A 25,735-nucleotide genomic window follows, 5' to 3' on the forward strand; every position below is an offset into this window, starting at 1 on the left:
AAATCCATGCAGTTAGAAATCTATTGCATGGATTTTTTTGAAACAAGGAGATTGTTTATGTTTGAAATAATAATAGGAATACTACCATTTATAATACCATCATCAATTTTAAAAGAAAATTTAGCTACTTTAATTTTGTTTTTAGTAGGAAGTATTTTTATTATAAAAAATAAAAATAAAATTAAGGAAAATAAATATTTCTATATAATAGGAGTTATGAGTTTATTAATCCTATTATCACAATTAATAATTTCGCCATATATAGAAAGTATTTCAGGAAGTTTTCTATACTTAAATATGGCCATATATTATTTAATTTATGGATATATTATTAAATATGAAAATAAAGATGAAATCTCAAAATATATACTTTTGTCAATAATAGTAGTTAGTTTATTTTATATTTTCTATCATGGGTTATATCAAGGAATTAGAGTTTTTGGAAATATAGGATATGCAAATAGTTATGCTTTATTAGCGTTAGTTAGTTTATATTTAAACAAAATTAGAAAAAAAGATAATCTTACAGAATTTATAGAAATAATACTATTTTTAACTTTACTATTTACAGGTTCAAGAACTACACTAGTTTTATCGTTAATATACATAGCTTACAAATTATATTCAGATTACAAAAATAATAATGTTAAAGTAATAATATCTCTAGAAGGATTTTTTTGTGCAACTATACTATATATTATTATGGAGAAACTAAGGATTTACTCACTATTAGTAATTCCTATACTTATTATACTTTACTATTTTATTAAAAATATTAGACTTAGAGATAAGCTATACTATGGCTTAGGAGTAATATCACTGATTTTATTAATCATTAGTAATAATAATCTAATAAATAGATTGAAAAATATTTCATTATATACAGGAACCCTACAAGAAAGGCTTCTTATATATGAAGATTCAATAAAAAGTATTATAAAGAATCCTTTAGGTAATGGAATAAATATGTTTCAATATAAGTCATTTGCCAATGCAACAGCTTTTTATGATGTTAAGTATATACATAATTCCTATTTGCAAGTTGCATATGATACAGGTATAGTAAATGCCTTAATATTTATTACAGTAATTATTTTAGGGTTAATGATGTTAATTAAAAGTAAGAGTAAGCACAAATTTTCTTTAATATTATCGTATGGAACTATATTATTACATTCATTATTAGATTTTGATTTATCTTTTAGCACCTTTCCAATAATTCTTGTTATGCTAGTGGCATTAGGAGACATAAGAGGTGGAGAAAATAAGAAAGACAAAAGAATATATGAAGACAATAAAAAACAAGCTTTTAATTTAAGTAAGTATTTATATATAACAATAGCTAGTCTTTCTATTTACTTTATAATTTTTGAGACAAGTATAGTAATTGGAAATTACTTTATAGATACCAATTCAAATTTATCAGATAAGATTTTCAGTTTTTCAAATAATATTTCCTTTAAAAGAGATTATAGAGGGTATTTTAATAAAGCTAAAGCAAATAAAAATCTATATGATGAAAGCAAAGATGAAAATTACTTAAAAGAAGGTATCTCACTATTAGAAGATAGCAAAGAAATTAATCCTTTTGATCCAATGGTAATATGGAATCTTTCTTATTTACATGAAGCTTTAGGACAAAATGAAACTGCACTAAATCTTAGTGAAGAGGTTTTAGAAAGAGAAAGATTTTATCCAGCAGCATATATAAAGCAATATGATTATTTAATGAAACTTTATGGAGAAACTAATGATGAAAAGTACCAAAATAAAATTAGGGACTTAGAGGCTACTTATTATAAAAGCTATGAAGAATTAAATAAAAAAGCTAAATATATGAATAATCAACTACAAGAAAATTTTGATGATATTAGAGATAAAAATATAGACTATAATATATTATTAAATAAAAAATATGAAAACAAAATAAAATACTTCAATCAAGAAGATGAAAAGTGGGCAAGATATCCATACAAAACTGATAGTAATCCATTAGGTAAAACAGGGTGTGGGGTAACAGCTATGGCGATGATACAGTCAACCATAAAAGAAAAAGAAATAACTCCAATTGAAATGGCAGAGTTTTCAATAGAAAATGGATATTGTAATAATAATACTGAAGTAAAGTTCTTTGATAATGTAGTAAAAGATGAAAGATATAAGTTAAATGTAGAAAAATTCAATAGCGATGAAATATCAAAAGTAAAAAGACTTGTAAGCGATGGGAAGCATATAGCAGTTGCATTAATGAGACAAGGGGACTTTACAACAGAAGGCCATTACTTAGTTTTATATGGAATTGAAACTATAAATGGAATAAATTATTTTAATGCTTTAGATAGTAATAAAGACAACAATAATTATATAGATAATGGGAATATAATTTATAATAATCCTAAAGATGGATTTATAAAAGTTAAATCAAGTTTATTTTTAGAACAATGCATTCAATTTTGGGTTTATAGTATTTAAATGAACACTTGTTTTATTTTGAGAAGCAAGCTTCTTAGGAAAAAGGTATCAGGGAACAGGGAACAAGCTCAATTATAGTCTGCTACACTTAACTAAATTTTTAATGTCCATCACCAATTATTTTTTACTAATAACTTAATTCATTATTAATTTAAATTCTTAATATAAGTTGGCGAAGGTAAATAGAATATGTGAAATAAGCATATAGTTTAGAAACTAGAAGTACTTGGTGAAGGAAGAAATACTATGCCTTAGTGTTGTTGGTTTGTCTGAGCGCAGCGAGTTTAACCAAAACTCTTGGCATAGTAGTTCTCCGAGCCTAGTACTTCTTTTCGTAGCTATTTAGCTTATGAAACATAGCTATTTATCGTAGCCTTTATATTCGCAATTTATTTCAAATTTTCATTTTAAATTATTAAACTTTAGGGTATAATGAATAACTAGAGAAATAGAGATAAGGCACAATCAAATAAATAATAGACCAGTATGCTAGCCTATTTTGCGTAATACTGCGTCAGTAAATTTTTAGATAACTACCAGTATCTGAAAATTTACTTCCTTGTCTTACACAAAATATTCGTCGCATCTTTGGTTTATTATTTATTTTCATGTGCCTAAAACTTAATTTTAAGGAGGAAGCTACTTTGGCAGATTACATAAATGAAATAGAAAAAAGAAGAACCTTTGCTATTATATCCCATCCAGATGCAGGTAAAACAACATTAACAGAAAAGTTCTTACTATATGGAGGAGCAATAAGACTTGCAGGTTCAGTTAAAGCAAGAAAGGCTTCTACACATGCAGTATCAGACTGGATGGAAATAGAAAAGCAAAGAGGTATTTCAGTTACTTCCTCAGTAATGCAATTTAATTATAGAGGACATTGTATAAACATATTAGATACACCAGGACACCAAGACTTCTCAGAAGATACATATAGAACTCTTATGGCAGCAGATAGTGCTGTAATGGTAGTAGATGGAGCAAAGGGTATAGAAGATCAAACAAGAAAGCTATTCCATGTTGCATCTCTTAGAGAAATGCCTATATTTACATTTATAAATAAGATGGATAGAGAATCAAAAGATCCATTTGGATTATTAGAAGAAATAGAAAATGAACTTGGAATAAAAACATATCCAATGAACTGGCCAATAGGCTCTGGTAAAGAATTTAAAGGTGTTTATGAAAGAGATAACAATAGAATTATAGCCTTTTCAGCGGGAAATCATGGTCAAAGTGCAGTAGAGGCAGTTGAAGGCTCAGTAGATGACCCAAGATTTAGAGAAATACTAGGGGAAGCTCTTCACGATAAGTTAATGGAAGATATAGAACTTTTAGATATAGCTGGAGATGATTTAGATATAGAAAAAGTAAAATCAGGAGAATTAACACCAGTATTCTTTGGATCAGCTTTAACAAACTTTGGTGTTGAGCCATTCTTAGAGCACTTCTTAGAAATGACTACTGCACCACTACCAAGGAACTCAAGCATAGGAGAAATAGATCCATTTGATAAAAACTTCTCTGCCTTTGTATTCAAAATTCAAGCAAATATGAATAAAGCTCATAGAGACAGAATTGCATTTATGAGAATTTGCTCAGGTAAATTTGAAAAAGGTGAAGATGTTTATCATATGCAAGGTGGTAAGAAGATCAAACTTGCACAACCACAACAATTTATGGCTCAAGATAGAGAAATAGTTGAAGAAGCATATGCAGGAGATATAATTGGAGTATTTGATCCAGGTATATTCTCAATAGGAGACACTTTATGTGCCCCATCAAAGAAATTTAAATTTGAAGGTATTCCGACCTTTGCACCAGAACATTTTGCAAGAGTAAGACCAGTAGATACAATGAAAAGAAAGCAATTCGTAAAAGGTGTTACACAAATAGCTCAAGAAGGGGCAATCCAAGTATTTAGGGAACTATTTATAGGAATGGAAGAAATAATAGTTGGAGTTGTAGGTGTACTTCAATTTGAAGTTTTAGAATACAGATTAAAAAATGAATACAACGTTGATATTAAGATGGATAGACTTTCATTTAGATATGTAAGATGGATAGAAAATAAAGATATTGATATGGATAAGTTAAATTTAACTTCAGATACTAAAAAAGTTAAAGACTTTAAAGATAGAAATATCCTTATATTCCAAAATGACTGGGGTATTAGCTGGGCATTAGATCATAACAAAGGATTAATATTGTCTGGTGTTGGTAAAAGTGAAGAATAATTAAATTTAATGATGCAATAAAATGAATTTAATAATCATTTTATTGCATTTTTATGGTTTTAATATACAATTATATACAGATAAGATAAAAAATATTATAATAAAAAATACATATGTGTTATATAAAATTGGTTTAATAGGTTTTATATGGGAGATATATAATTAGGAGATGAATTTGATGAAGTGTAATTTTTCATTTAATCACTATAAAGAAATATTAACATTAGCAAAAGACAAAGGATATAAAAGTACCTTTTTTGATGAAGAAATAGAAGGTAGACAAATTATAATAAGACATGATATTGATCTAGATTTAGATGCTGCATTAGAGATGGCAAAGATCGAAGCTGATCTCGGAATGAAGGCTGTTTATTTTATATGGATTAGTTCACCATTTTATAATATATTTGAGAATAGATATAAGAATATTATAATGCAGATAGTTGAATTGGGACATGAAATAGGATTACATTATGATGAAACATCACATATTTGTAATTCAAGAGAAGAATTAATTTCGTATATAGATAAAGAGAGCGAAATAATAAAGATATATTTTGATTTAGATATAAAAACCGTATCATTTCATAGGCCATCTCAGTATATTCTAAATAGTGATTTAAAATGTGGGAAATATATAAATACTTACTCAAAAAGGTTCTTTAAAGAGTTTGCTTATATATCAGATAGTAGAGGTATATGGCAAAATGGGTGTATTTGTTGTATGTTAAATGAAGATTTACCAGAAAAACTTCAATTTTTAACTCACGCAATTTGGTGGAAGGAAAAATCATTAGTTAATCAAGAAAGATTAAAAGGTTTTTTACAATATAAATTAAGAAAGATGAGTAATGACTTATCAAATAATATAACGATTTATAATAAGAAAAATCTTATAGTAAAGGAGAATGAGTGTGAAGATTACAATTAATGAAGTAATTGAAAAATTAGAATATGAAGATATAGTATTGAACTCTAATTTTGAAATACAAGGAATATCAACCTTAAATGATATGGAGAACAATACAATTTTATTTGTTAATAAATATAAAGAAGAGTTTATAGAAAAAATTAATAAAGCTAAAAATATATTTATATTATTAAGAGAAGAATACAAGAACCATATATCCTATAATGAAAATGCATATATATTTGTGAAAAATCCAAGATTTGAATATGCAAAACTTGTAGACTTTATATTGTCAAAGCAAGAAGAAAATTACAAAGTTGAAACAATAAATGGTTCATATATAGCTTCATCTGCTGATATTCATAGTTCAGTAAAAATAGAACCAGGATCATTTATAGGGCCAAATGTAACTATAGGGAAAGGCACAAGAATTTTATCCGGTGCAAGAATAAAGGCCAATGTAAGAATAGGTCAAAATTGTATTATTAGAGAAAATTGTGTTATTGGTGGATATGGATTTGGTTTTGAAAAGGATTATGAAGGGAAAAACTTTAGAATTCCTCATATAGGGGGAGTAATGATAGGGGATAATGTTGAAATAGGAGCAATAACAACTATCTGTTCAGGAACAATAAAACCTACGATAATAGAAGATTATGCTAAAATTGATGATCATGTGCATATAGCTCATAATGTATTTATTGGAGAAAATTCAATAGTCACAGCTTGTGCAGAAGTAAGTGGAAGTTGTATTATAGGTAAAAATTCATGGTTAGCACCAAATACTTCAATTATAAATGGAATAAGAATTGGCGAAAATGTTACAATTGGAATGGGTTCAGTAATAACAAAACCAGTTGAAGATAATCAAGTGATGGTTGGAGCTCCAGCAGAAACCTTAGAAGAGGCTAAGAAGTTTAAAAGAATAAAAACAAAAATGATAAGTGAGGAGTAAATTAATAATAATATTTTAGAGAATAATTATTTAAGGGAAGAGATTAATATAGAATAATAATATATATATTTATATATTAAAATAATAAATAGGAGTAATCATGAAGAAATTTAAATATTTTTTAATACCAATAGCTTTAATTATTATTTTTTCCGTAGCATTGAACAAGTTTTTAGATAAAAAGTATGAATCACTAAAAGATATAAAGGATATTTCAAGTGTAAAGCATACATATAATAATATTGTAAGAGATAGAGGGGGACTTCTCAAGGATAAAATGAAAAGTGATGATGATTTAATGTTATTAGGATCATCAGAATTGAGTGCCAAAATTGAACAAAATCCAATAAATTTTTTCCCTTTTGAAGGGGCGGATTATGATGTAAGTATTTATGGAAGAGCGCATACACAAACATTGCAACATTCGGCTATTTTAAGTAGTACCAATAATTTAAAATCTAAAGATAAAATTGCAATTATTGTATCTGCACAATGGTTTGATTTTGATCCTATAAAAGGAACTGGAAGTGAGTTTAGCGTTAATTTCTCAGAATTCCAATTCTATAATTTTTTTCATAACGATAAATTAAGTAATGATAGTAAACGGTATTTTGCAGAAAGAGTTGGAACTTTATTAGAGCAAAGTGGTGAATATATAGAAGAAGCAGTTTATGCTAAATTATATGTTAGAGATGATATACTTTCAAAAATTATCTTAACAATGTTAAAACCTTATTATAATTTAAAAGAGTATATGCTAGAAACAAAAGATAAAGCTCAGACTATTAAAACATTAGAAAAACTTAATAAAAAAAATAGTGATGGTAAAATTTTAAAAGTAATAAATTGGGGAGAAGAATATAATAAGGCAGAAGGGCAAGGGGCTTCAAAGGTAACTAATAATGACTTAAACTTAGATGATGACTATTATAATACTTATATAAAAGAAAATTATGATGAAGTTAAAGATAAATGGAAAGAAAAAGATTTATTGAGTGCTCCTGAGTTGGAAGATTATAAATTTTTCTTAAAAGTAAGTAATGAATTAGGTACAAAACCACTTATTATATTAATGCCTGTTAATGGCTTATATTACGATCATCTAGGATGGACTGTAGAAGAAAGAATAAAATTTTATGGTACATTAGAATCTATTGCTAAAGAAAACGGATTTGATGTATTAAATTTACAAAATAAAGAATATGAAAAGTATTACTTAAGTGATGTAATGCATTTAGGATGGAAAGGTTGGTTAAATATAAATGAAGAAATGTATAAGTACTTTAATGAAAGATAAAAAGGAATTAATAGATTCATTAATTTTAACAGTGATATTAATAGCAATTTTTTTAATATTTATATTATCAACATTAAAGGATCTACCATTTATATATAATCAATTTTAGATTGAAATTAATTAATTTAGATAATTATAAAACATTAATAAAGTGATTAAGGAGAAATAAATATGGATATATTGCATAATGTAAAAAAATATGCAAATGAAGGTCGCTTGGCAGTAATTTGTGATGGGGAACAGCTAACTTATAATGAATTAGATAAAATGTCAGATGCAATAGCAACTTATTTTATAAAAGAATATAAAGAAGATAAGTCACCTATAGTAATACATGGGAATAAAGAAAATTTAATATTAGTTTTAATGCTTGGATCTTTAAAATCAGGAAGAGCATATATACCATTAGATGTAACTTTTCCAGTTGAAAGAGTAAAACAAGTAATTGAAGAAGTTGAAGCTAAGATAGTAATAAATTTTACAGAAGAAGACTTAGGAATAGAGAAAGTATATAATAAGACATCTATAGAAAATATAATAAGCAGCTTGATGGGACAAGTTGTTCCAGAAGAAAATTGGGTTAAAGATGATGAAAATGCATATATTTTATTTACATCAGGAAGCACAGGAAAACCAAAAGGAGTTCAAATAAGTAAGAATAACTTAGATTCATTCAATAATTGGTTTGGAAAATATATGAACTTAGATGATAGCAGTGATGTTATGATGAATCAAGTGTCATATTCCTTTGATGTATCAGTTATACCTATATACTTAGGATTGATATACGGAAAGACATTGAATAGTTTATCAAAGAAAACATTAGAAGATTTTAAACTTTTATTTTCAAATTTAAAGGAATCAAATATTAAAGAGTGGGTATCAACACCAGCTCTTGCAGAGATGTGTATTAAAGATTCTAATTTTAATAGTAGTCTTATGCCAAATTTAAGAACATTCTTTTTTGCTGGAGAAGTACTTTCCAAAAAACTAATTAAAGAATTGATGGAAAGATTTGAAGGAGTAAGAATAATAAATGGATATGGTCCAACTGAAGGTACTGTATTATTATCAGCTATAGATGTTACAGAAAAAATGTTAGAAGATGAAAGATCTATTCCTATTGGATATCCTATGGATGGAGGAATATTAAAAATTGTAGACGATAAAGGAAATACTTTAAAGGATGGAGAAAAAGGAGAACTATTAGCATTAGGGAAAAGTATAAGTAAAGGATATTTTAATAATGAAGAAATGACAAATAAAGTATTCTTTTATGAGGAAGCTAATGGTGAAGTTTTAAGAGGATATAAGACTGGAGATTTAGCTTATTATGAAAATGGAATTATATATTATTGTGGTAGAAAAGATTTTCAAATAAAGCTTAATGGTTTCAGAATAGAACTTGAAGATATTGAAAATAATTTAAGAAAAGTATCTAATGTAAATAACTGTGTTGTATTTCCAGTATATAAGGATGAAAAAATATCTCATCTTGCTTCTTTTGTTACATTAAAAGAAGAAAATGAGTTAAGTAGTTTAAAAAATTCAATATTAATAAAGGATGAACTAAAAAAATATATACCTTCATATATGATTCCAAGAAACATAAAGGTTTTAAAGGAATTTCCAATAAACACAAATGGAAAAATTGATAGAAAGAAACTTATGGAGGAACTTAGATAATGAAATTAGCACAGTATGGAGATTATTTATACCTATATATATTGTTGCTATCATTTATACCTGCAATAATAATGGGGATAAGAGGAAAAAATATAAAGTCATATGGAGTAATTATATCCATATTGATGGTTGGCTTAATTATTGGAACTGGAAAATATAATTTAATGCTATTTATTATGTTTATTTTAGGTGAATTTACAGTAATATATGGATATTTATTTATAAGAAAAAAGACTGACAATAAAATAATTTATTATTTAGCATTATTTTCATCAATGTTACCAGTTATTATAACAAAAACATCTGTATTTGTTAGCTTTGGGCCAATGGGATTTATTGGATTATCATACCTTAATTTTAAAGCAATACAAATGATAATCGAAATATATGATGGAGCAATAAAAGAAGTTAAATTTTCAACATTAGTTTACTTCTTATTATTCTTCCCTACACTAAGCTCAGGACCAATAGATAGATTTAGAAGGTTTGAAGAAGATTTAAACAGAAAAATAGAGAAAAAGGAATATCTAGAGGACTATTTATATATTGGTCTTAGAAAAATAATAATAGGCCTTGGATATAAATTTGTCATAGCATACATAATTAATACTATGTGGATGATTAAAATACCAACAGAAATAACATTCTTAAATGGATTAAGTTATATGTATGCTTATAGTTTATACTTATTCTTTGACTTTGCAGGATACAGTTCATTCGCAGTTGGGACAAGTTATGTGCTAGGAATAAAAACACCAGATAACTTTAATAAGCCATTTTTAAGTAAAGATATGAAAGAATTTTGGACTAGATGGCATATATCCTTATCAAAATGGTTTGGAGATTATTTATATTCTAGAATTGTATTAAGCTCAATGAGAAAAAAGAGGTTTAAAAGCAGATTCACCGCATCACATGTAGCGCAAATAATAACTATGCTTGTTATGGGAATCTGGCATGGACTGAGTTTATTTTATATTATATACGGATTATATCAAGGCTTAGTACTAGTACTTACAGATATACTACAAAGAAAATGGAAGTTTTATAAAAAACATAAAAAAGAAAAGTGGTTTCAATATACACAAATTGCAATTAACTTTAACGTAGCATGCTTTGGGCTATTCTTATTTTCAGGATGGCTTTTTAGATAAAATACACTTAAAATTTAGGAGGATTAAAAATGGAAGATAAAGTTTTAGATATTTTTGAAGAAGTTACAGGAACAGATGAAATAAGAGAGGATTTAGATTTAGATCTATTTGAAGCAGGATTACTAGATTCATTAGGAATAATAGAAGTATTACTAAAAATAGAAGAAGTATTTGGAATAAAACTTCAACCAACAGATTTAGAAAGAAAAGATATGGCTACAGTTAATAATTTAGTGAGCTTTTTAGAAAACTTAAAAGTTACTGTGTAAAAGCTATTTTAGTTCACTGTTTTAGACAATTCACAGTTCACAAGGCACAGTTCACAGTTATGGAGATAATTCAGCTTAGCTGAATTATAAATTTAAACTTCAAAAACTACGCAGTAGTTTAATCCTTAACTGCGAATTGTGCACTGTGCACTGCTAACTAATTAAGCACAAAGTGCTCTACTGCCTTAGCAACTCCATCATTATCGTTAGTATCAGTAATGTAGTCAGCAATATCTTTTGTAATTTGAAGACCATTTCCCATAGCAACTCCAATACCTGCAAATTTAAGCATTGAAATATCATTTTCAGAATCACCTATACACATAACTTCTTCTGCAGTTACATTAAGAATATCAGCTAAATGTGCAACGGCATTTCCTTTAGATGTAGTTCCAATCATAATTTCAATATTATCAGTACCAGAACTAACAACATGAAGTTTATCACCAAATATTTCTTTAAGCTCATCTTTAGCAGCCCATAGGTTATCTAAATTTTCTCTCTCAATTACAATACCCTTAAGGATTTTACCATCAAAACTTTCTATAGCAGATATAAAATCACTATTTATAATAAACTTAACCTTCTTATCTTCAGGAAGCTGTTTATTCATGATAGTATAAGCATGATCATCAGGAACTTCATCTTCCCTCATAAGAGTATCCCAACTATTAAAGTTGATTTTTAAATTATGCTTTTTAATAATTTTATATATTTCAATAGCAATTTCCTTGGGAATAGAATTTTCTAAAATAGGAATATCTTCATAATTAGTTTTTATATAAGCTCCATTAGAAGCTATAACAGGAGTATTTTCAATTCCAATTAAATTAGAATAATATCTTGCAGATCCAAAAAGTCTGCCAGTAGTAATTGCAATATTAACGCCAAGCTTTTTTGCTTGTCTTAATGTTTCCTTGTTTCTTTCACTAATCTCATGGTTACTATTTAGTAAAGTACCATCCATATCAATGCAAATTAATTTGATTTTCTGATTCATAAATAATTTCCTCCAAAAGCCAATTAACAATTACATATCAATAAGTTACAAATATTTAACTATTGATTATTAGTTGCTAATTGTTAACTGTGAATTATTAATTGTTATATATAGTATAATACATAAAGCTTAAAAATAAAAATTTCAAGGTTAAAAACTTTCATGTCAAAACTTGCGATAATAAATTATAGCCCCTAGAACATATGTTTGCTATAATTAAAATATAAAGTTTTTGGAGGGGATAATTTATGATAAATTTAATATTAAAAGCTAAACAAGGTGATAAAGAAGCAGTGGAGAAAATACTAAAAGAATTTGAACCATTAGTTTATAAAACATCAATTAGTTACTATATATATGGATATGAATCAGAAGATATAAGGCAAATAGCAAGACTTACAATAATAAAAGCAATAGATAAGTTTAATGTTGATTTAAGCAATTCTTTTCCATCTTATGTGCAAAAGAGTATTAAAAATCAAATGAATAAAGAAATAGAAAAAGCAAGCAAAAGATATTATGAAAATAAGTTAAACAATTCAATAGCAAACTCAATACAAATAAAAGAAATTATAGATGAAGATGTAAATATATCAGAAGACTATATTAAAAAAGAACTAAATAACAACTTATTCAAAGCTATAGAACAACTTAATTCAGAAGAAAAAGCTTTACTTAACTCAATTTATGTGGAGGGAAATACCCTAAAAGCTTATGCAGAAAATTTAAAGCTTGAATATTATAAGGTAAGATATATGAGAGACAAAGTTATGGAAAAATTAAAGCAGCAATTAGTAATTAATGATTAATTTAGTCCACAAATTATTTAGTGCAAATTTCTTTTTAGTTCACAGTGCACAGGGGAAAGGGAGCAGGGAATATGTGTCAGGTAAAAATGCTTGTAGGGGGGTTCATAACCCCAGAAATATTAATTTTAAAAATCACTATGTTCAAGGTGTAAAGTTATATATATGATTTGAATTGATTATGAATAATGAAATAGCTTAATAAATTCAAAGTAAAAAGGTACTGTTTCGCTATAATCATAGCGAAATAGTACCTTTTTTTATAAGTTTATTTATAGTAAACAAAAAACTATAATTTTTATTCTTTAAAATTCTCTATTAGAGAAATTATTAATAAAGGTATACATAAAATAAGAAAAATAATATATAGTGGATTGTACTCAGTACTAGAATAATAATTTAATATTAAAGCAATTGAAAATACAGCTATATTAAGAATAAATTTTATTTTTTTCTTTTTAGTTGAGTTTTTATTAAATAAATTTTTAATATTAATAAATAAAACACATATGCAATATAAATACACAAAAATTTTCATTATTATAACCTCCTTATTTTCTCTTTAAATATAGCATAATATCCCCTGTTATATAAATATAGCATTAAATTCAATATATTGTAAAAAGTAAAAAATATAATACAATTTTATTATTGGGTCCTTCATTAACGGTTTTTGCGAGCGAAAATGATTATCCAGATATTGAAGAGAATAAGGAAATTGTTCTTAGACACTTAAATGCACCATCTAATTATTTACAAGATTTTGAGGATAGTTTTTTATTTGCTCAATCTAATAATAACGGAATATCTCTTATGGCATTAACTGGTTCAACATTTTATGCTCCTAATGGTGGTACTTGGACATACACACATGGGGGACCAACATCAACAGCATATAATTATCAAATAAAATATCGAAAAGTAGAATACCTTACACGTCAAAATCTTGCTGATATGTTAGCTTCTCAATATGATGCGAACTTTTTTAAAACATTATCTAGCCTAGCTGCTAGTGGAGGAATTTCTGCTGTAAAGAATTATATTACTTCTAAGGCTACAAGTGCAGCAGCAGCTTTCATAAAATATTTAAATGCAGCTACAACGATATATGGTATCGTAACAGCTGTAGCTGAATTAGAAGAAGCAGCTATTTATGGTCCTTTCCAAGAAGCCTATAATAGTGGATATGGAATGATGGTTGAATATTATCAATATACTTATAATGGATATTGGTATAATGCACAAGCTAATACTAAATGGACAAGATATCCGTATGCTCCAATGCCTAGTACCGCTAATGGATATGGAAATATAGTTGCTTATTAATAATCATATATTTCTAATCTTTTAAACTTAAAATCTAAGCCATTATTATCTAAATTGAATAAAAATAATTGCGTTAAAGTTGAATTTAGCGTAATTGAAAAGCCAATGATTTATAATCATTGGCTTTTATTATTCACTAAAGATACTTTTAGCGAAATTTATATCATAATATAGGAGTTGATATTATGGAAATTAAATATAAAAATACAGTTGAAGATGTTGAATTTTTATTAAGTTATTATAGTGCAAAGTTTTTAAAATATTATTTTTATCCATTATATTTTGTTTCACTACCTGTTACCTGATCTCTGTTACTTGTTACCTAAAAAAAGCTTTCAGCTTTTTAAGCGCTCTCTTTTTCAAACAACTGCAATAGTAGTAATCTTTTCCTTTAAGAACAGAGAATTTTGAGAGGTTTGGTTTGCTATTAGAAATATATAAAAACTCTATTATTTCTCTTTCTTCATAGTCAAGTTTTTCTAGGGCTAGGTAAAGTTCTTCATATAAAATATCATTAATAACTTTTTCTTCAATATTAATACTTTCGTCAACTATATTTAACCCTAATTCAAAGTCGTTATCAGTTTTATTATTTAAACTAATCTCATCATTATAGCGTATTTCATTTCTACAAAGATATCTATAGCCATTTTTAATAGCCCAAAGGGCATAAGAAGGGAATTTACCTACATCTCTAGTTAAATCAAATTTATCTATGGCATGAAGTAAGTTTAATATTCCAATTTGAACAATATCTTCAAATGACTTATTTTTTAAATAAATTATTTTAGATTCTTTAATTATTAATGGATAATACATTTTTATTATTTCCTCTTTAGCTAAAGAATCATTATTCTTTGCTCTTTTTAATAAATCCTTCATTTATCTTTCCTCCTAAATTAAACTTTTCATTAATAAATACCCCTAAAATAAAAGAATTGAGAAAAAAATAAAAAAAGTTTTAGTTAAAAAAATACAAAAATTACGGTTATTTAGATGTTTTAGATTAATCTTACTAAAATATAAATTAAATAGTAGAACTAAATGTGGCAATAAAAATAAATTTACCAAATATTTGACCGATTTATTACAGCAAATACATAAAATTACTATTTATCTGTCAAAAGCTGTAGAAATAAAAGTATAGTTTAATTAAATTTTTGGATTTATAATTAAAATATAATGGATGGAATGAGGGATAAAATGGTATTTGCGAATTTGATTTTTAAGGAGTTAGTTAAAGAAGGCGACTTCAAGTCAACAATTTTACTTAAAAAAATAGATGAAGCAGGAAAGCTAAATATAAAAAGATTAGTATTAGCCCCAGCATATTATGATGAAGAAAGCAAAAGCAACATAGAAGAGGTTAATAATATAGTTGAAGAATTAAATGCCTACTTACAAGCAAAGGAAATAGACTTAACTCTATATTCAGCCAATTTACTAAGAGATAATTATGAAAATTTAAAAGAGTATATAAAAGGAAATTTAGGAAGTATAAATAAAACAAATTTTGTTTTACTAGATGTAGAGGAATGTAGTAAAATAGATGAACTTTTAGAAATCGTTTTTGAATATAAACTTAGAAATTTAGTACCTATAATAGTAAGCCCTGAGAAAATAAATGAAATAATAGAAGATAACAAGAAGATAGACAAGCTTATAGATGAAGAATGTTTATTTCAATTAGATCCTGCAAGTTTAAAGGGTGTGTATGGTAAAAAAATTCAAAAAGCAGCAAAAGCATTAGTAAAAAGAAATATATATCAATTTATTGGTTTTGAAGAACAAATAGAAGCAGAATATATAGATAAGCAAATAGAAGATTTAAGTAAAAAGAGTTTGTTCATTTTAAAGCCAGATGGAGTAAGAGTAAAAAGAGTCTTAAAAAGTTCAAAAAAGAAGAAAAATGGCTTTTTTAGATAAGATATTCAGATATTATCTGAGTATCTTATTTTACACTCAAAATTATGCATAATTATTAATAAAAAAGAATATTTATACAAAAAATAATATTGATATAAAATAAGTTAAAAAATAGATATTATATGAAACGACAAATATATACAAAAATTAGTATAGTGTTAAATGAAATTAAAAATACAATTTAAGTTAACATAGGATTACATATGTTATTTTTTTAATAACATCATTTTAATTAAATAATTTAATTAAAATTCATAGAATTTTAGTGGCACAGAAAATATTTATAAAAAAATATTCTAAAAAACACATAAACTTCTAGGAAAAAATATAATTAAATTTTAACTATATAAATAAAAAATATGATATTATAAATAAAAAAAGTTATGAATTTTAAATAAATGTCGAATATATAAATTGTGTTTAAATATAGAGAAAAATTGTCGTTAAAAAAGTAAAACAATAATATAAATTTGTGCTATAATTTTGTATTGTTCTTGAAAAAAATATACAGATTTTTTGCAAAAATTATATTACTAATGATTAAATATAAATTTTAATAATAATATAAAGTTTATTAAAAATTTAAATAAGGGTATAAAAATTATGTCTATTAATGATATAATAAGCTGAAAGCGTAATTATATATTGGGAGGAAATTTCAGTGGAAGAACAAGTAATAAGATTAGATGAATTATTTGAAGCTTTAAAAAAGAGATGGTTAATGATAGTTACAATTACATTAATAGCTACTATAATTTCAGCAGCATTAAGTTTCTTTGTAATAAAACCTAAATATGAAGCAAGTACAAAAGTCTTTATAGGTAAAGATGAAGGAGATAATCAAGCATATAACCAAAATGATGTCCTTATGTATCAAAAACTTATGAAAACTTATTCAGAAGCAATAAAAACAAAAGATTTAGTATCAAGAAGTTTACAGGGTACAAGCCTTGAGTTAAAACCAGAAGATGTTTTAGCAAATTTAACAGTGTCACCTGTTACAGATACACAAATACTACAAATTAAATATAAAAGCAATAATCCTCAAGAAGCAAAGGTAGTTATACAAGAACTAACAGATGAATTTATAAAAACATCAAAAGAATTAGTTCCAAATGGAAATATAAAAACTATAGAAGAGGTTCAATTACCAGAAAACCCAATTAGTCCTAATAAAAAAATGAATATTGCAATAGCATTTTTACTTGGACTAATGGTAAGTGTAGGATTAGCCTTCCTATTAGAATTCTTAGATAATACTTTTAAATCAAAAGAACAATTAGAAAGAGAATTAGACATTCCAGTAATTGGTGTAATACCTACAGTAAAGGAAGTTTAGGAGGATAATATGTTTATAGTAGAAAAAGAACCAAAGTCTATAGCAGCAGAAAGTTATAGAACATTAAGAACAAATATACAATATTCATCCTTTGATAAAGAATATAAAGTAATAATGGTTACAAGTTCAGAACCAGGAGAAGGTAAATCAACTACAGCTGGAAATCTTGCTTTATGTTTAGCTCAAGGAGAAAAAAAAGTAATATTAGTAGACTGTGATTTAAGAAAACCATCACTACATAAAAAGTTTAAAATCTCAAACATAGTAGGTTTGTCAGATGTAATGATAGGAAAAGAAGAATTAGCTACAGCAATGCATAGATATAATAACAATTTAGTAATATTGACATCTGGTAAAATACCGCCAAATCCATCAGAAATGCTTTCATCAAAGGCAATGACAACATTACTAGATGCATTAAAGAAAAACTTTGATTATATAATACTAGATACACCTCCAGTTCAAGCTGTTACAGATTCACAAATACTAGCAACAAAAGCAGATGGAGCAATTTTAGTAGTAAGAGCAGAAAGAACAAAAAAAGACTCAGTTCAAAATGCAATTAGTTTATTAAAAAAAGTAAATGCAAATATTATAGGAACAGTTTTAAATGGATTAGACAATAGTAGAAACAAATACTATTACTATTACGGAGAAAAGTAAAAACAGGGAATAAGGGAACAGGTAACAGGGAACAAGGAACAGGTACTAAGTGAGACCTGTTACCTGACACTTGTTTCCTAGAAAAAGGGGGTTTTTAAATGGTAGATTTACACTCTCATTTAATATATGGAATTGATGATGGATCGAAGTCTAGGGAAATGACTTTGAATATGCTAAGGCAAGCTGTCTTAGGGGGAACTACTAAGTTAGTTTTAACTCCTCATTATATGCCAGGGTATTTTGAAGTACCTCTAGAAGAAGTGAAGGAAAAGGCAGAGGTTGTAAGAAGCTTAGCAAAGGAAGAAAATTTAAATATTGATATATATTGTGGACAAGAAGTATATTACACATCAAATATATTAGAAAATTATGATAATGGATATATAGGAACAATAAATAATTCAAGGTACATGCTTATTGAATTTAACATGAGGGATTTTTCTAGTAAAGAAGCTATTGAAAATATATATGAGCTGCAACTTAAAGGTATAGTACCTGTTATAGCTCATCCAGAAAGATATAGAAAATTTATAAAAAATCCTTCACTAATAAATGAATTTATAAGAGAAGGATTTCTTTTTCAATTAAATCTTGGAAGTATTACAGGAGAGTTTGGAAAAGAAGTACAAAAAAATGCAGAAATTTATATAAAAAATAAAATTTATAGCTTTATAGGATCAGATGCTCATAGAGATGCAAAAAGAAATCCTAATATGAAAGATGGAGTACAAGCTATAAGAAAATTAGATAAAAACTACTTTAATTATTTATTAGATTCAGGAGAAAATCTTTTGATTAATAAAGAAGTAAAGTATATAGGAAATTTAATCAAAGAGAAAAAAGGACTTTTTGGGATATTTAATAAAGTATAAATTAAATAAACAATATTATGTATAAATAAAAGGGGTGGAGAATTAGTGATGGAAAGACTTCAGATCAATGAGCAGGAAATAATAGAAATTGAAAGAAAAGAAAGTGCTATATATAATATATCTAAAAGAGCTTTAGATATTATAGCTTCGACATTAGGATTAATAATTCTAAGCCCTATTTTACTAGTTGTGGCTATTTTAATAAAACTAGAATCAAAAGGACCAGCAATATTTTCACAAAAGCGTATTGGATTAAATAAAAAAGAATTTAAAATGTATAAATTTAGATCCATGGTGCAAAATGCTGAAGAATTAAAAGAAAAGTTAGCAAAGAAAAATGAAATGTCTGGGCCTATGTTTAAAATGAAAAACGATCCTAGAGTTACTAAAGTAGGAAAGTTTATAAGAAAAACAAGTATAGATGAACTTCCACAATTAATAAATGTGTTAAAAGGAGAAATGAGCTTAGTTGGACCTAGGCCAAGCCTTCCAAAGGAAGTATTAAAATTTGAACCATGGATGCTAAAAAGATTAAGCGTAAAGCCGGGGCTTACATGCTACTGGCAGGTTTCAGGAAGAAATAATATAGACTTTGAAAACTGGATGAAGCTTGATTTACAGTATGTAAATGATAGAAGCTTTTGGTTAGATTTAAAATTAATATTAAAAACAGCAGGAGTGTTGTTTGGAGATAAAAATGCTTGTTAAAGGGAAAAAATAGGGGGACTTAATATGAAAATTGCAATTGCAGGAACAGGGTATGTAGGGTTATCAAATGCTATATTATTAGCTCAAAATAATGAGGTTGTAGCTCTTGATATAATTCAAGACAAGGTGGATATGATTAATGATAAAATATCACCTATTGTAGATAAAGAAATTGAAGATTATTTAAAAAATAAAAACTTAAAATTAATAGCAACAACTGATTCATATAAAGCATATCAAGGAGCGGAATATGTAATAATATCAACCCCAACAAATTACGATCCAGAATTAAATTACTTTAACACAAGAACAGTAGAAGCGGTAATTGCAAATGTATTAGCAATTAATCCAGAAGCAACTATGGTAATAAAGTCAACAGTTCCAGTAGGATATACTGAAAAAGTAAGAAAAATGTTTGATACTAACAATTTAATTTTTTCACCAGAATTCTTAAGAGAAGGAAAAGCATTATATGATAATTTATATCCTTCAAGAATAATAGTAGGAGAAAAATCAGAAAGAGCAGAAAAATTTGCTAACCTTTTAAAAGAAGGAGCAATAAAAGAAGATATACAAGTTCTATTTACAGACTCTACAGAAGCAGAGGCAGTGAAATTATTTTCAAATACTTATTTAGCATTAAGAGTCGCATATTTTAATGAACTTGATACTTATGCAGAAATAAGAGATCTTAATACTAAAGATATAATTGAAGGAGTAGGATTAGATCCAAGAATAGGAAGTCATTACAATAATCCATCCTTTGGGTATGGAGGATACTGCTTACCTAAAGATACAAAGCAATTAAAGGCAAATTATGAAGATATTCCTAACAATATTATTGGAGCAATAGTAGATGCAAATAGAACAAGAAAAGATCATATTGCCGAAATGATACTAAAAAGAAATCCAAAGGTAGTTGGAATATATAGATTAACAATGAAAACAGATTCAGATAACTTTAGAGCTTCATCTATTCAAGGAATAATGAAAAGAATTAAATCAAAGGGAATAGAAGTAGTTGTTTATGAACCAGCATTAAAAGAAAATAATTTCTTTAACTCAAAAGTGATTAGAGATTTAAATGAGTTTAAAAAGATGTCAGATGTTATTGTTTCTAATAGATTGGTAGAAGAATTATTAGATGTAGAAGAGAAGGTTTATACTAGGGATTTATTTGGAAGAGACTAGAGATAATAAGGGGGTTATTTTATGTTATGTGCTTTAATTATGGCTGGGGGAAAAGGAACAAGATTTTGGCCTTTATCAACAGAAGAGAAGCCAAAGCAATTTTTGAATTTAATAGGTGAAGAAACTATGATTCAAATGACAGTAAATAGGGTAAGATCTATTATTCCTATAGAAAGAATATTTGTATGTACTGGCGAAAGATATGTTGGTTTAGTAAAAGAACAACTTCCAGAACTTTCAGAAAGAAATATAATAGTTGAGCCGGAAGGCAGGAATACAACTCCATGTATTGCTCTATCAGCATTTATTATAAAAAGATATTATAAAGATTCAAATATGGTAGTTTTACCTTCAGACCATATTATTAAAGATGAAGATGAATTTAGAAATATAGTTCTTAGTGCCGATGAATTTATAAAAAATAATAATGAAGCAATTATAACTTTAGGCATGAAACCTACGAGAGCAGAAACTGGCTATGGTTATATAAGGTATAGTCATGAAAATCAAATAACTAATAATCGAGATTTTATTAGAGTTGAAGCCTTTGTTGAAAAGCCTAATAAAGAAAAAGCAGAAGTCTATATAAATGAAGGAAATTACCTTTGGAATGGCGGAATGTTTTTGTGGAGTATAGATAATATCTTAAATAACATTAAAAAATATTCGCCTAATACTTATGAAGCTCTTCATTTGTTAGCGAGTGCAAAAGAAGAACAAATACAGAAAATTATAAATAACAATTATAAAAATACGGAGTCAATTTCAATAGATTATTCTGTCCTTGAAAGGTCTAAGAATATTTATGTTGTTCCAAGTGAGTTTGGATGGGATGATGTCGGAAACTGGCAAGCGTTAGATAGGTATAGAGAAAAGGATGTAAATGATAATATAATAACTAAAAATGTAAAAGTAATTGAATCAAAATCTAATATGGCAATAAATAATAATAAAAGGATTGTAATGATAGGAATAGAGGATACCATGGCTGTAGAAACAGAGGATACAATTTTTATAGTAAATAAAGAATATATGGAAGATATAAAAAAATTTAAGGATTTTATAGAAAATTAATTTAATAAATTCAATAGATTAGAGGATAAGTTATGAAAATACTTTTTAATGGATTATTATATTCTAAGCAGGGTGCAGGAATATCAAGTTATGCTAAAAATTTAATGCTTCAATATAATAATTTAAAAAAAACAGAAATTGATTTAATATTAAACGATAGTTTTAAAAATGAATTTAATAATTTGAAAAAAGTTATAGTAAAAGATTGTAAGTCTTCGGCTTCAAGAATACTAACTGAACAAGTTAAATTGGCTAATAAATATAATAAGTATGATATTATTCATTTTCCGGATTATGCTAGTCCGATTGTTTCAAAATCAAAAAGGATTGCTACTATACATGATTTAGCTTTCATAACAGTTAAAGAACACTATACTAGCAATCAAATAGTGACAAAGAAATTTTTATTTAATCAGACAATTAAAAATGCTGATATGTTAATATGTATTTCAAGATTTACATATAAAGAGTTGAAAAAGTATTATCCGAATATATCTGATGATAGAATAAGAATAGTTAATAATGGATTTAATAAGCCTATAGTAAGTAATATTAATTCAAATACTGATATTACTAAGTTTGGAATATATGGGGAGTTTATTTTATTTGTAGGAACAATTGCTCCATCTAAGAATCTTATTAGATTCTTAGATGCATTTAAAAATTCATTAACGATAAATCCTAAATTAAAGTTTGTTATTGTTGGCAAAAAGGGATGGGGATTTAATCAATTAGAACATAAAATAAATGAATTACAAATTAAATCTAGTGTGATAATAACAGGATATGTAACTTACGATGAATTAGAAAAATTATATAATAGGTGTTTATTTGTTGCTTATCCATCCATTTATGAAGGATTTGGACTACCCGCATTAGAAGCGTTAAGTAGAAAAAAAGCTGTTCTTCTATCTAACATTGATGTTTTTAAGGAAACTATAGGTAGTGAAAATGCTTTGTTTTGTAATCCATATTCAGTAGAAGATATAAGTAAAAAGTTAATTGATTTAATACAATATAAAAATTTAAGAGATAGAATAATAGAAAAGGGTTATGAAAAAAGTAAGGAATTTTCCTGGGATAAATGTGCTAAGGAAACTTGGATGGTGTACGAAGAATTGTTAAGGAGAGATAAATAAAATGAAAAAAACTGTATATATGTTAACAACTATGTTTTATCCATCTATTGGAGGAGTAGAAAATCATATATATAATTTATCGAACGAGTTTGTCAAAAAGGGTATAAATGTAAAAATAATAAAGCCTACTATAGGAGTTGAAAATGAATTCTCAATTTTAGATGGAATTAATGTACATATAGTAGGTATTGGTGATGAAAGTGATAAATTAAAATATGAAGAATTAAGAAAAAAATCTGATGGGAGTTTGAAGGGATTATTTTATGGATATAGAAGAAAAAATTTTTATAATAGATATTTAATGGAAGTATTTAAATATTTGATGGAAGAAATTAAAAATGATAATTCCGATGAGATTATTTTACATCAACATGATTTTATATCTAGTATAAAACTATCAAAGAAGCTATCAAAGAAGTTTAAAGTTATATTTACTAATCATACTGGAGAATTTCTATTTTTAAAAAAGTTACCTATTAGTAAATTTTTAATAAAAAAATTAACCGAACATTTTAGTTACATTATAGCTCCAAGTAATGAATTAGCTGATTTTAGAGGAATAATTGATGATAATAAATATAGCTATATACCAAATGGAGTAAACTTAGATATTTTTAAAGACGTTAGTAGAAATGAAATTAATGAATTAAGAAAAAAGTATGATGTTGATGCAAATAAAAAAGTTGTTATATGTCCTAGAAGGTGGGCACCAACAAAAGGTATAATATATTTAGTTAAAGGTATAAAAATACTTAATGATAGAGGTATAAATCAATATAATTTCATATTTGCAGGGAATGAATATAACGATTATCCTGAATATAAGAAACAAGTTGAGGATTATATAAGAGAAAACAAGCTAGAAGGTAGTATAAAATTATTAGGGAATATAGATTATAAAAGTATGAATGAAGTTATAAAGTTATCAGATTTTGTTATAATTCCATCTTTAATGGAGGCTGTAAGCTTATCAGCGTTAGAAGCAATGGCATGTGAAAAAGTTATTATAGCTACAAATGTAGGGGGATTAAAACAAATTATAGAAGATGGAAAAACTGGTTATTTAATTGAAAAAGAAGATGAAATAGCTATTGCAGATAAGTTGGAAGAAATATTAAACATAGAAAAGGTTACTTTGGAGGAAATAGGATACAACTCAAGAAAGTTTGTTGAAAATGAATATGGTTGGGAAAAAATAGCTGAAGATATATTAAATATTTATAAATTCTCAAGTATTAATAAGAAATAAATTTTAATTAATAATACCTTATAATATAAAAGTAAATGCATGAGATTATACTATATAGCTTAATATATATGAATTATAGAATATAATATTTAATTTTATTTAAATAATTAATTAAATTAATACTCTATTAATCTGCATAGATATTATTAAACTTAATGGATTATTTTGCTATAGGAACTAGACATTGTATAAAAATATAGTAAACAGATAGATTAACGAAATTTTTATTAAAGGAAAGATTGGTGCTATATGAAAATATTGGTTGTAAATTCATTTTATTACCCAAATATGTTAGGAGGAACAGAGCATAGTGTAAAGTTACTAGCAGAAGGATTGAGAGAACAAGGGCATGATTTAGCAATATACTGTATAGATAATTTTCAAAAAGATATTAAAAAAGACGTTATAAATGATATTGTAGTATATAGAGGAAAAGCAGGATTATTTAATATTGAGAAAATGGTGAAAAAAAATGGAAATCTAAAATCAAAGATAAAAAATAAAATTATTGAACTAAGAAATTATACTGCATTAAGAGAGTTTAACTTTGTATTAGGTGACTTTAGTCCAGATGTGGTTCATACAAATAATTTATTCGGAATTTCTCCGTTATTTTGGAAAATATGTAAAAAAAAAAATATAAAGATAGTTCATACATTGCGAGACTATTGGTTGTTGTCACCAACATGTTCATTAGAAATTGAAAAAAAGAAATCTATTTTTATAAAATTAACTTTAGTTATATATAGATATTACTTTAGAAGACAAACTAAATATGTTGATATAGTTACGGCTCCATCACAATTTACATTAAATAAATTTATAGATAAAGGATATTTTAAATATTCAATTAAAGAACATATAAATAATAGTATTAAAATAGACATAAGTGATACAAAAGAAATAATTGAAGAAAAAAGAAGAAAAAAGGATAGCATTATAAAATTTTTGTTTGTAGGAAGTTTGTATGAAATTAAGGGAGTGAAAAATTTATTATATGTATTTAATAAGATAGATAATAGCAATATTAGACTAAATATCTGCGGAGATGGTGAATTAAAACCATTAGTAGAAAATTATTGTCTAAATGATGATAGGATACTATATAAAGGAAAGTTAAACTCAGAAGAATTAAAAATTGAATTCATAAATAATGATGTTTTGATTATTCCATCTATTTGGGACGAGCCTTTTGGACGAGTTGTTATTGAGGCAAATCAATATGGGCTTCCTGTTATCGGATCAAATAAAGGTGGCATATTTGAGATAATTAATAATTCGAAGACTGGAGAAACATTTCAGTTTGATGATTTACAAGATTTAAAAAATAGAATTGAATTATTTTCAAGTAGGGAATATGTGAAAAAGTATTTTAATAATATAGAAAAAAATATATTAGAATATTCATTACAAAAGCAAATAGAACTTTTTTTAAAGCTATATAGTAAGCAATAATTAT

Annotated in this window: 22 protein-coding genes; 20 read left to right on the forward strand and 2 right to left on the reverse strand. The window is 26.1% G+C overall.

Going from position 1 to position 25,735, the window contains the following annotated elements; genetic code table 11:
- Positions 1-57: 57 nt before the first annotated feature.
- The 8 genes from ABDZ60_RS05205 (at position 58) to dltC (ending at position 10,983) form a co-directional block, all read left to right on the forward strand.
- Positions 58-2,472 (forward strand): O-antigen ligase family protein, encoded by a 2,415-nt coding sequence (locus ABDZ60_RS05205; RefSeq protein ID WP_343776614.1) that lies wholly within the window; start codon positions 58-60, stop codon positions 2,470-2,472.
- 644 nt (positions 2,473-3,116) lie between these two features.
- Positions 3,117-4,712: a peptide chain release factor 3 gene (locus tag ABDZ60_RS05210; RefSeq protein WP_343776616.1), complete on the forward strand. Its 1,596-nt coding sequence runs from the start codon at positions 3,117-3,119 to the stop codon at positions 4,710-4,712.
- Positions 4,713-4,890: 178 nt separating this feature from the next.
- Positions 4,891-5,643, forward strand: coding sequence for a polysaccharide deacetylase family protein (locus ABDZ60_RS05215; RefSeq protein ID WP_343776618.1), 753 nt, complete (start codon positions 4,891-4,893; stop codon positions 5,641-5,643).
- Complete coding sequence (locus tag ABDZ60_RS05220; RefSeq protein WP_343776620.1) at positions 5,627-6,577, forward strand: UDP-3-O-(3-hydroxymyristoyl)glucosamine N-acyltransferase; 951 nt, start codon at positions 5,627-5,629, stop codon at positions 6,575-6,577. The genes ABDZ60_RS05215 and ABDZ60_RS05220 overlap by 17 nt, the downstream gene beginning before the upstream one ends.
- Before the next feature lie 100 nt (positions 6,578-6,677).
- On the forward strand, positions 6,678-7,874 hold the full coding sequence (gene dltD, locus ABDZ60_RS05225) for a D-alanyl-lipoteichoic acid biosynthesis protein DltD (RefSeq protein WP_343776622.1): 1,197 nt from the start codon (positions 6,678-6,680) through the stop codon (positions 7,872-7,874).
- 171 nt (positions 7,875-8,045) lie between these two features.
- Entirely contained in the window at positions 8,046-9,560 is a 1,515-nt protein-coding gene (gene dltA / locus ABDZ60_RS05230; protein ID WP_343776624.1) for a D-alanine--poly(phosphoribitol) ligase subunit DltA, read from the forward strand.
- Positions 9,560-10,714: a D-alanyl-lipoteichoic acid biosynthesis protein DltB gene (dltB, locus tag ABDZ60_RS05235; protein ID WP_343776626.1), complete on the forward strand. Its 1,155-nt coding sequence runs from the start codon at positions 9,560-9,562 to the stop codon at positions 10,712-10,714. Before dltA ends, dltB begins: the two co-directional genes overlap by 1 nt.
- A gap of 29 nt (positions 10,715-10,743) precedes the next feature.
- Entirely contained in the window at positions 10,744-10,983 is a 240-nt protein-coding gene (dltC, locus tag ABDZ60_RS05240; RefSeq protein WP_343776628.1) for a D-alanine--poly(phosphoribitol) ligase subunit DltC, read from the forward strand.
- Positions 10,984-11,140: 157 nt separating this feature from the next.
- Here the strand turns inward: dltC and ABDZ60_RS05245 are convergent, their stop codons facing one another.
- The gene (locus ABDZ60_RS05245; RefSeq protein ID WP_343776630.1) at positions 11,141-11,983 is read right to left on the reverse strand and encodes a Cof-type HAD-IIB family hydrolase; all 843 of its coding nucleotides are present in this window, start codon (positions 11,981-11,983) and stop codon (positions 11,141-11,143) included.
- A gap of 248 nt (positions 11,984-12,231) precedes the next feature.
- On the opposite strand from ABDZ60_RS05245, the gene ABDZ60_RS05250 reads away from it, so the two are divergent.
- Together ABDZ60_RS05250 and ABDZ60_RS05255 are read left to right on the forward strand one after the other, a co-directional pair.
- Positions 12,232-12,792, forward strand: a complete 561-nt coding sequence (locus ABDZ60_RS05250; protein WP_016205577.1) for a sigma-70 family RNA polymerase sigma factor — start codon at positions 12,232-12,234, stop codon at positions 12,790-12,792.
- A 648-nt stretch (positions 12,793-13,440) separates the two neighbouring features.
- On the forward strand, positions 13,441-14,115 hold the full coding sequence (locus tag ABDZ60_RS05255; protein WP_343776633.1) for a hypothetical protein: 675 nt from the start codon (positions 13,441-13,443) through the stop codon (positions 14,113-14,115).
- Positions 14,116-14,433: 318 nt separating this feature from the next.
- On the opposite strand, the gene ABDZ60_RS05260 is transcribed toward ABDZ60_RS05255, so the two are convergent.
- A complete protein-coding gene (locus ABDZ60_RS05260; RefSeq protein WP_343776635.1) occupies positions 14,434-14,997 on the reverse strand; it encodes a sigma-70 family RNA polymerase sigma factor in 564 nt (187 codons plus the stop codon).
- 321 nt (positions 14,998-15,318) lie between these two features.
- On the opposite strand from ABDZ60_RS05260, the gene ABDZ60_RS05265 reads away from it, so the two are divergent.
- From ABDZ60_RS05265 to ABDZ60_RS05310, 10 genes are all read left to right on the forward strand, one after another.
- Entirely contained in the window at positions 15,319-16,041 is a 723-nt protein-coding gene (locus tag ABDZ60_RS05265; RefSeq protein WP_343776637.1) for a CpsB/CapC family capsule biosynthesis tyrosine phosphatase, read from the forward strand.
- Between the two features lie 661 nt (positions 16,042-16,702).
- The gene (locus ABDZ60_RS05270) at positions 16,703-17,380 is read left to right on the forward strand and encodes a YveK family protein (protein ID WP_343776639.1); all 678 of its coding nucleotides are present in this window, start codon (positions 16,703-16,705) and stop codon (positions 17,378-17,380) included.
- A 9-nt stretch (positions 17,381-17,389) separates the two neighbouring features.
- Positions 17,390-18,043 (forward strand): CpsD/CapB family tyrosine-protein kinase, encoded by a 654-nt coding sequence (locus ABDZ60_RS05275; protein WP_343776641.1) that lies wholly within the window; start codon positions 17,390-17,392, stop codon positions 18,041-18,043.
- Positions 18,044-18,141: 98 nt separating this feature from the next.
- The gene (locus tag ABDZ60_RS05280; protein WP_343776643.1) at positions 18,142-18,915 is read left to right on the forward strand and encodes a tyrosine-protein phosphatase; all 774 of its coding nucleotides are present in this window, start codon (positions 18,142-18,144) and stop codon (positions 18,913-18,915) included.
- Between the two features lie 48 nt (positions 18,916-18,963).
- A complete protein-coding gene (locus ABDZ60_RS05285; protein WP_343776645.1) occupies positions 18,964-19,623 on the forward strand; it encodes a sugar transferase in 660 nt (219 codons plus the stop codon).
- A gap of 24 nt (positions 19,624-19,647) precedes the next feature.
- The gene (locus tag ABDZ60_RS05290; protein ID WP_343776647.1) at positions 19,648-20,814 is read left to right on the forward strand and encodes a nucleotide sugar dehydrogenase; all 1,167 of its coding nucleotides are present in this window, start codon (positions 19,648-19,650) and stop codon (positions 20,812-20,814) included.
- A gap of 21 nt (positions 20,815-20,835) precedes the next feature.
- A complete protein-coding gene (locus tag ABDZ60_RS05295; RefSeq protein ID WP_343776649.1) occupies positions 20,836-21,888 on the forward strand; it encodes a mannose-1-phosphate guanylyltransferase in 1,053 nt (350 codons plus the stop codon).
- A 32-nt stretch (positions 21,889-21,920) separates the two neighbouring features.
- Positions 21,921-23,027, forward strand: a complete 1,107-nt coding sequence (locus tag ABDZ60_RS05300) for a glycosyltransferase family 4 protein (protein WP_343776651.1) — start codon at positions 21,921-21,923, stop codon at positions 23,025-23,027.
- 1 nt (position 23,028) lies between these two features.
- Positions 23,029-24,276: a glycosyltransferase family 4 protein gene (locus tag ABDZ60_RS05305; RefSeq protein ID WP_343776653.1), complete on the forward strand. Its 1,248-nt coding sequence runs from the start codon at positions 23,029-23,031 to the stop codon at positions 24,274-24,276.
- Between the two features lie 249 nt (positions 24,277-24,525).
- Positions 24,526-25,731, forward strand: a complete 1,206-nt coding sequence (locus ABDZ60_RS05310; RefSeq protein ID WP_343776655.1) for a glycosyltransferase family 4 protein — start codon at positions 24,526-24,528, stop codon at positions 25,729-25,731.
- The last annotated feature ends 4 nt before the right edge of the window (positions 25,732-25,735 follow it).

The sequence above is a fragment of the Clostridium sartagoforme genome (genome assembly GCF_039521405.1).
GTDB lineage: Bacteria > Bacillota > Clostridia > Clostridiales > Clostridiaceae > Clostridium > Clostridium sartagoforme.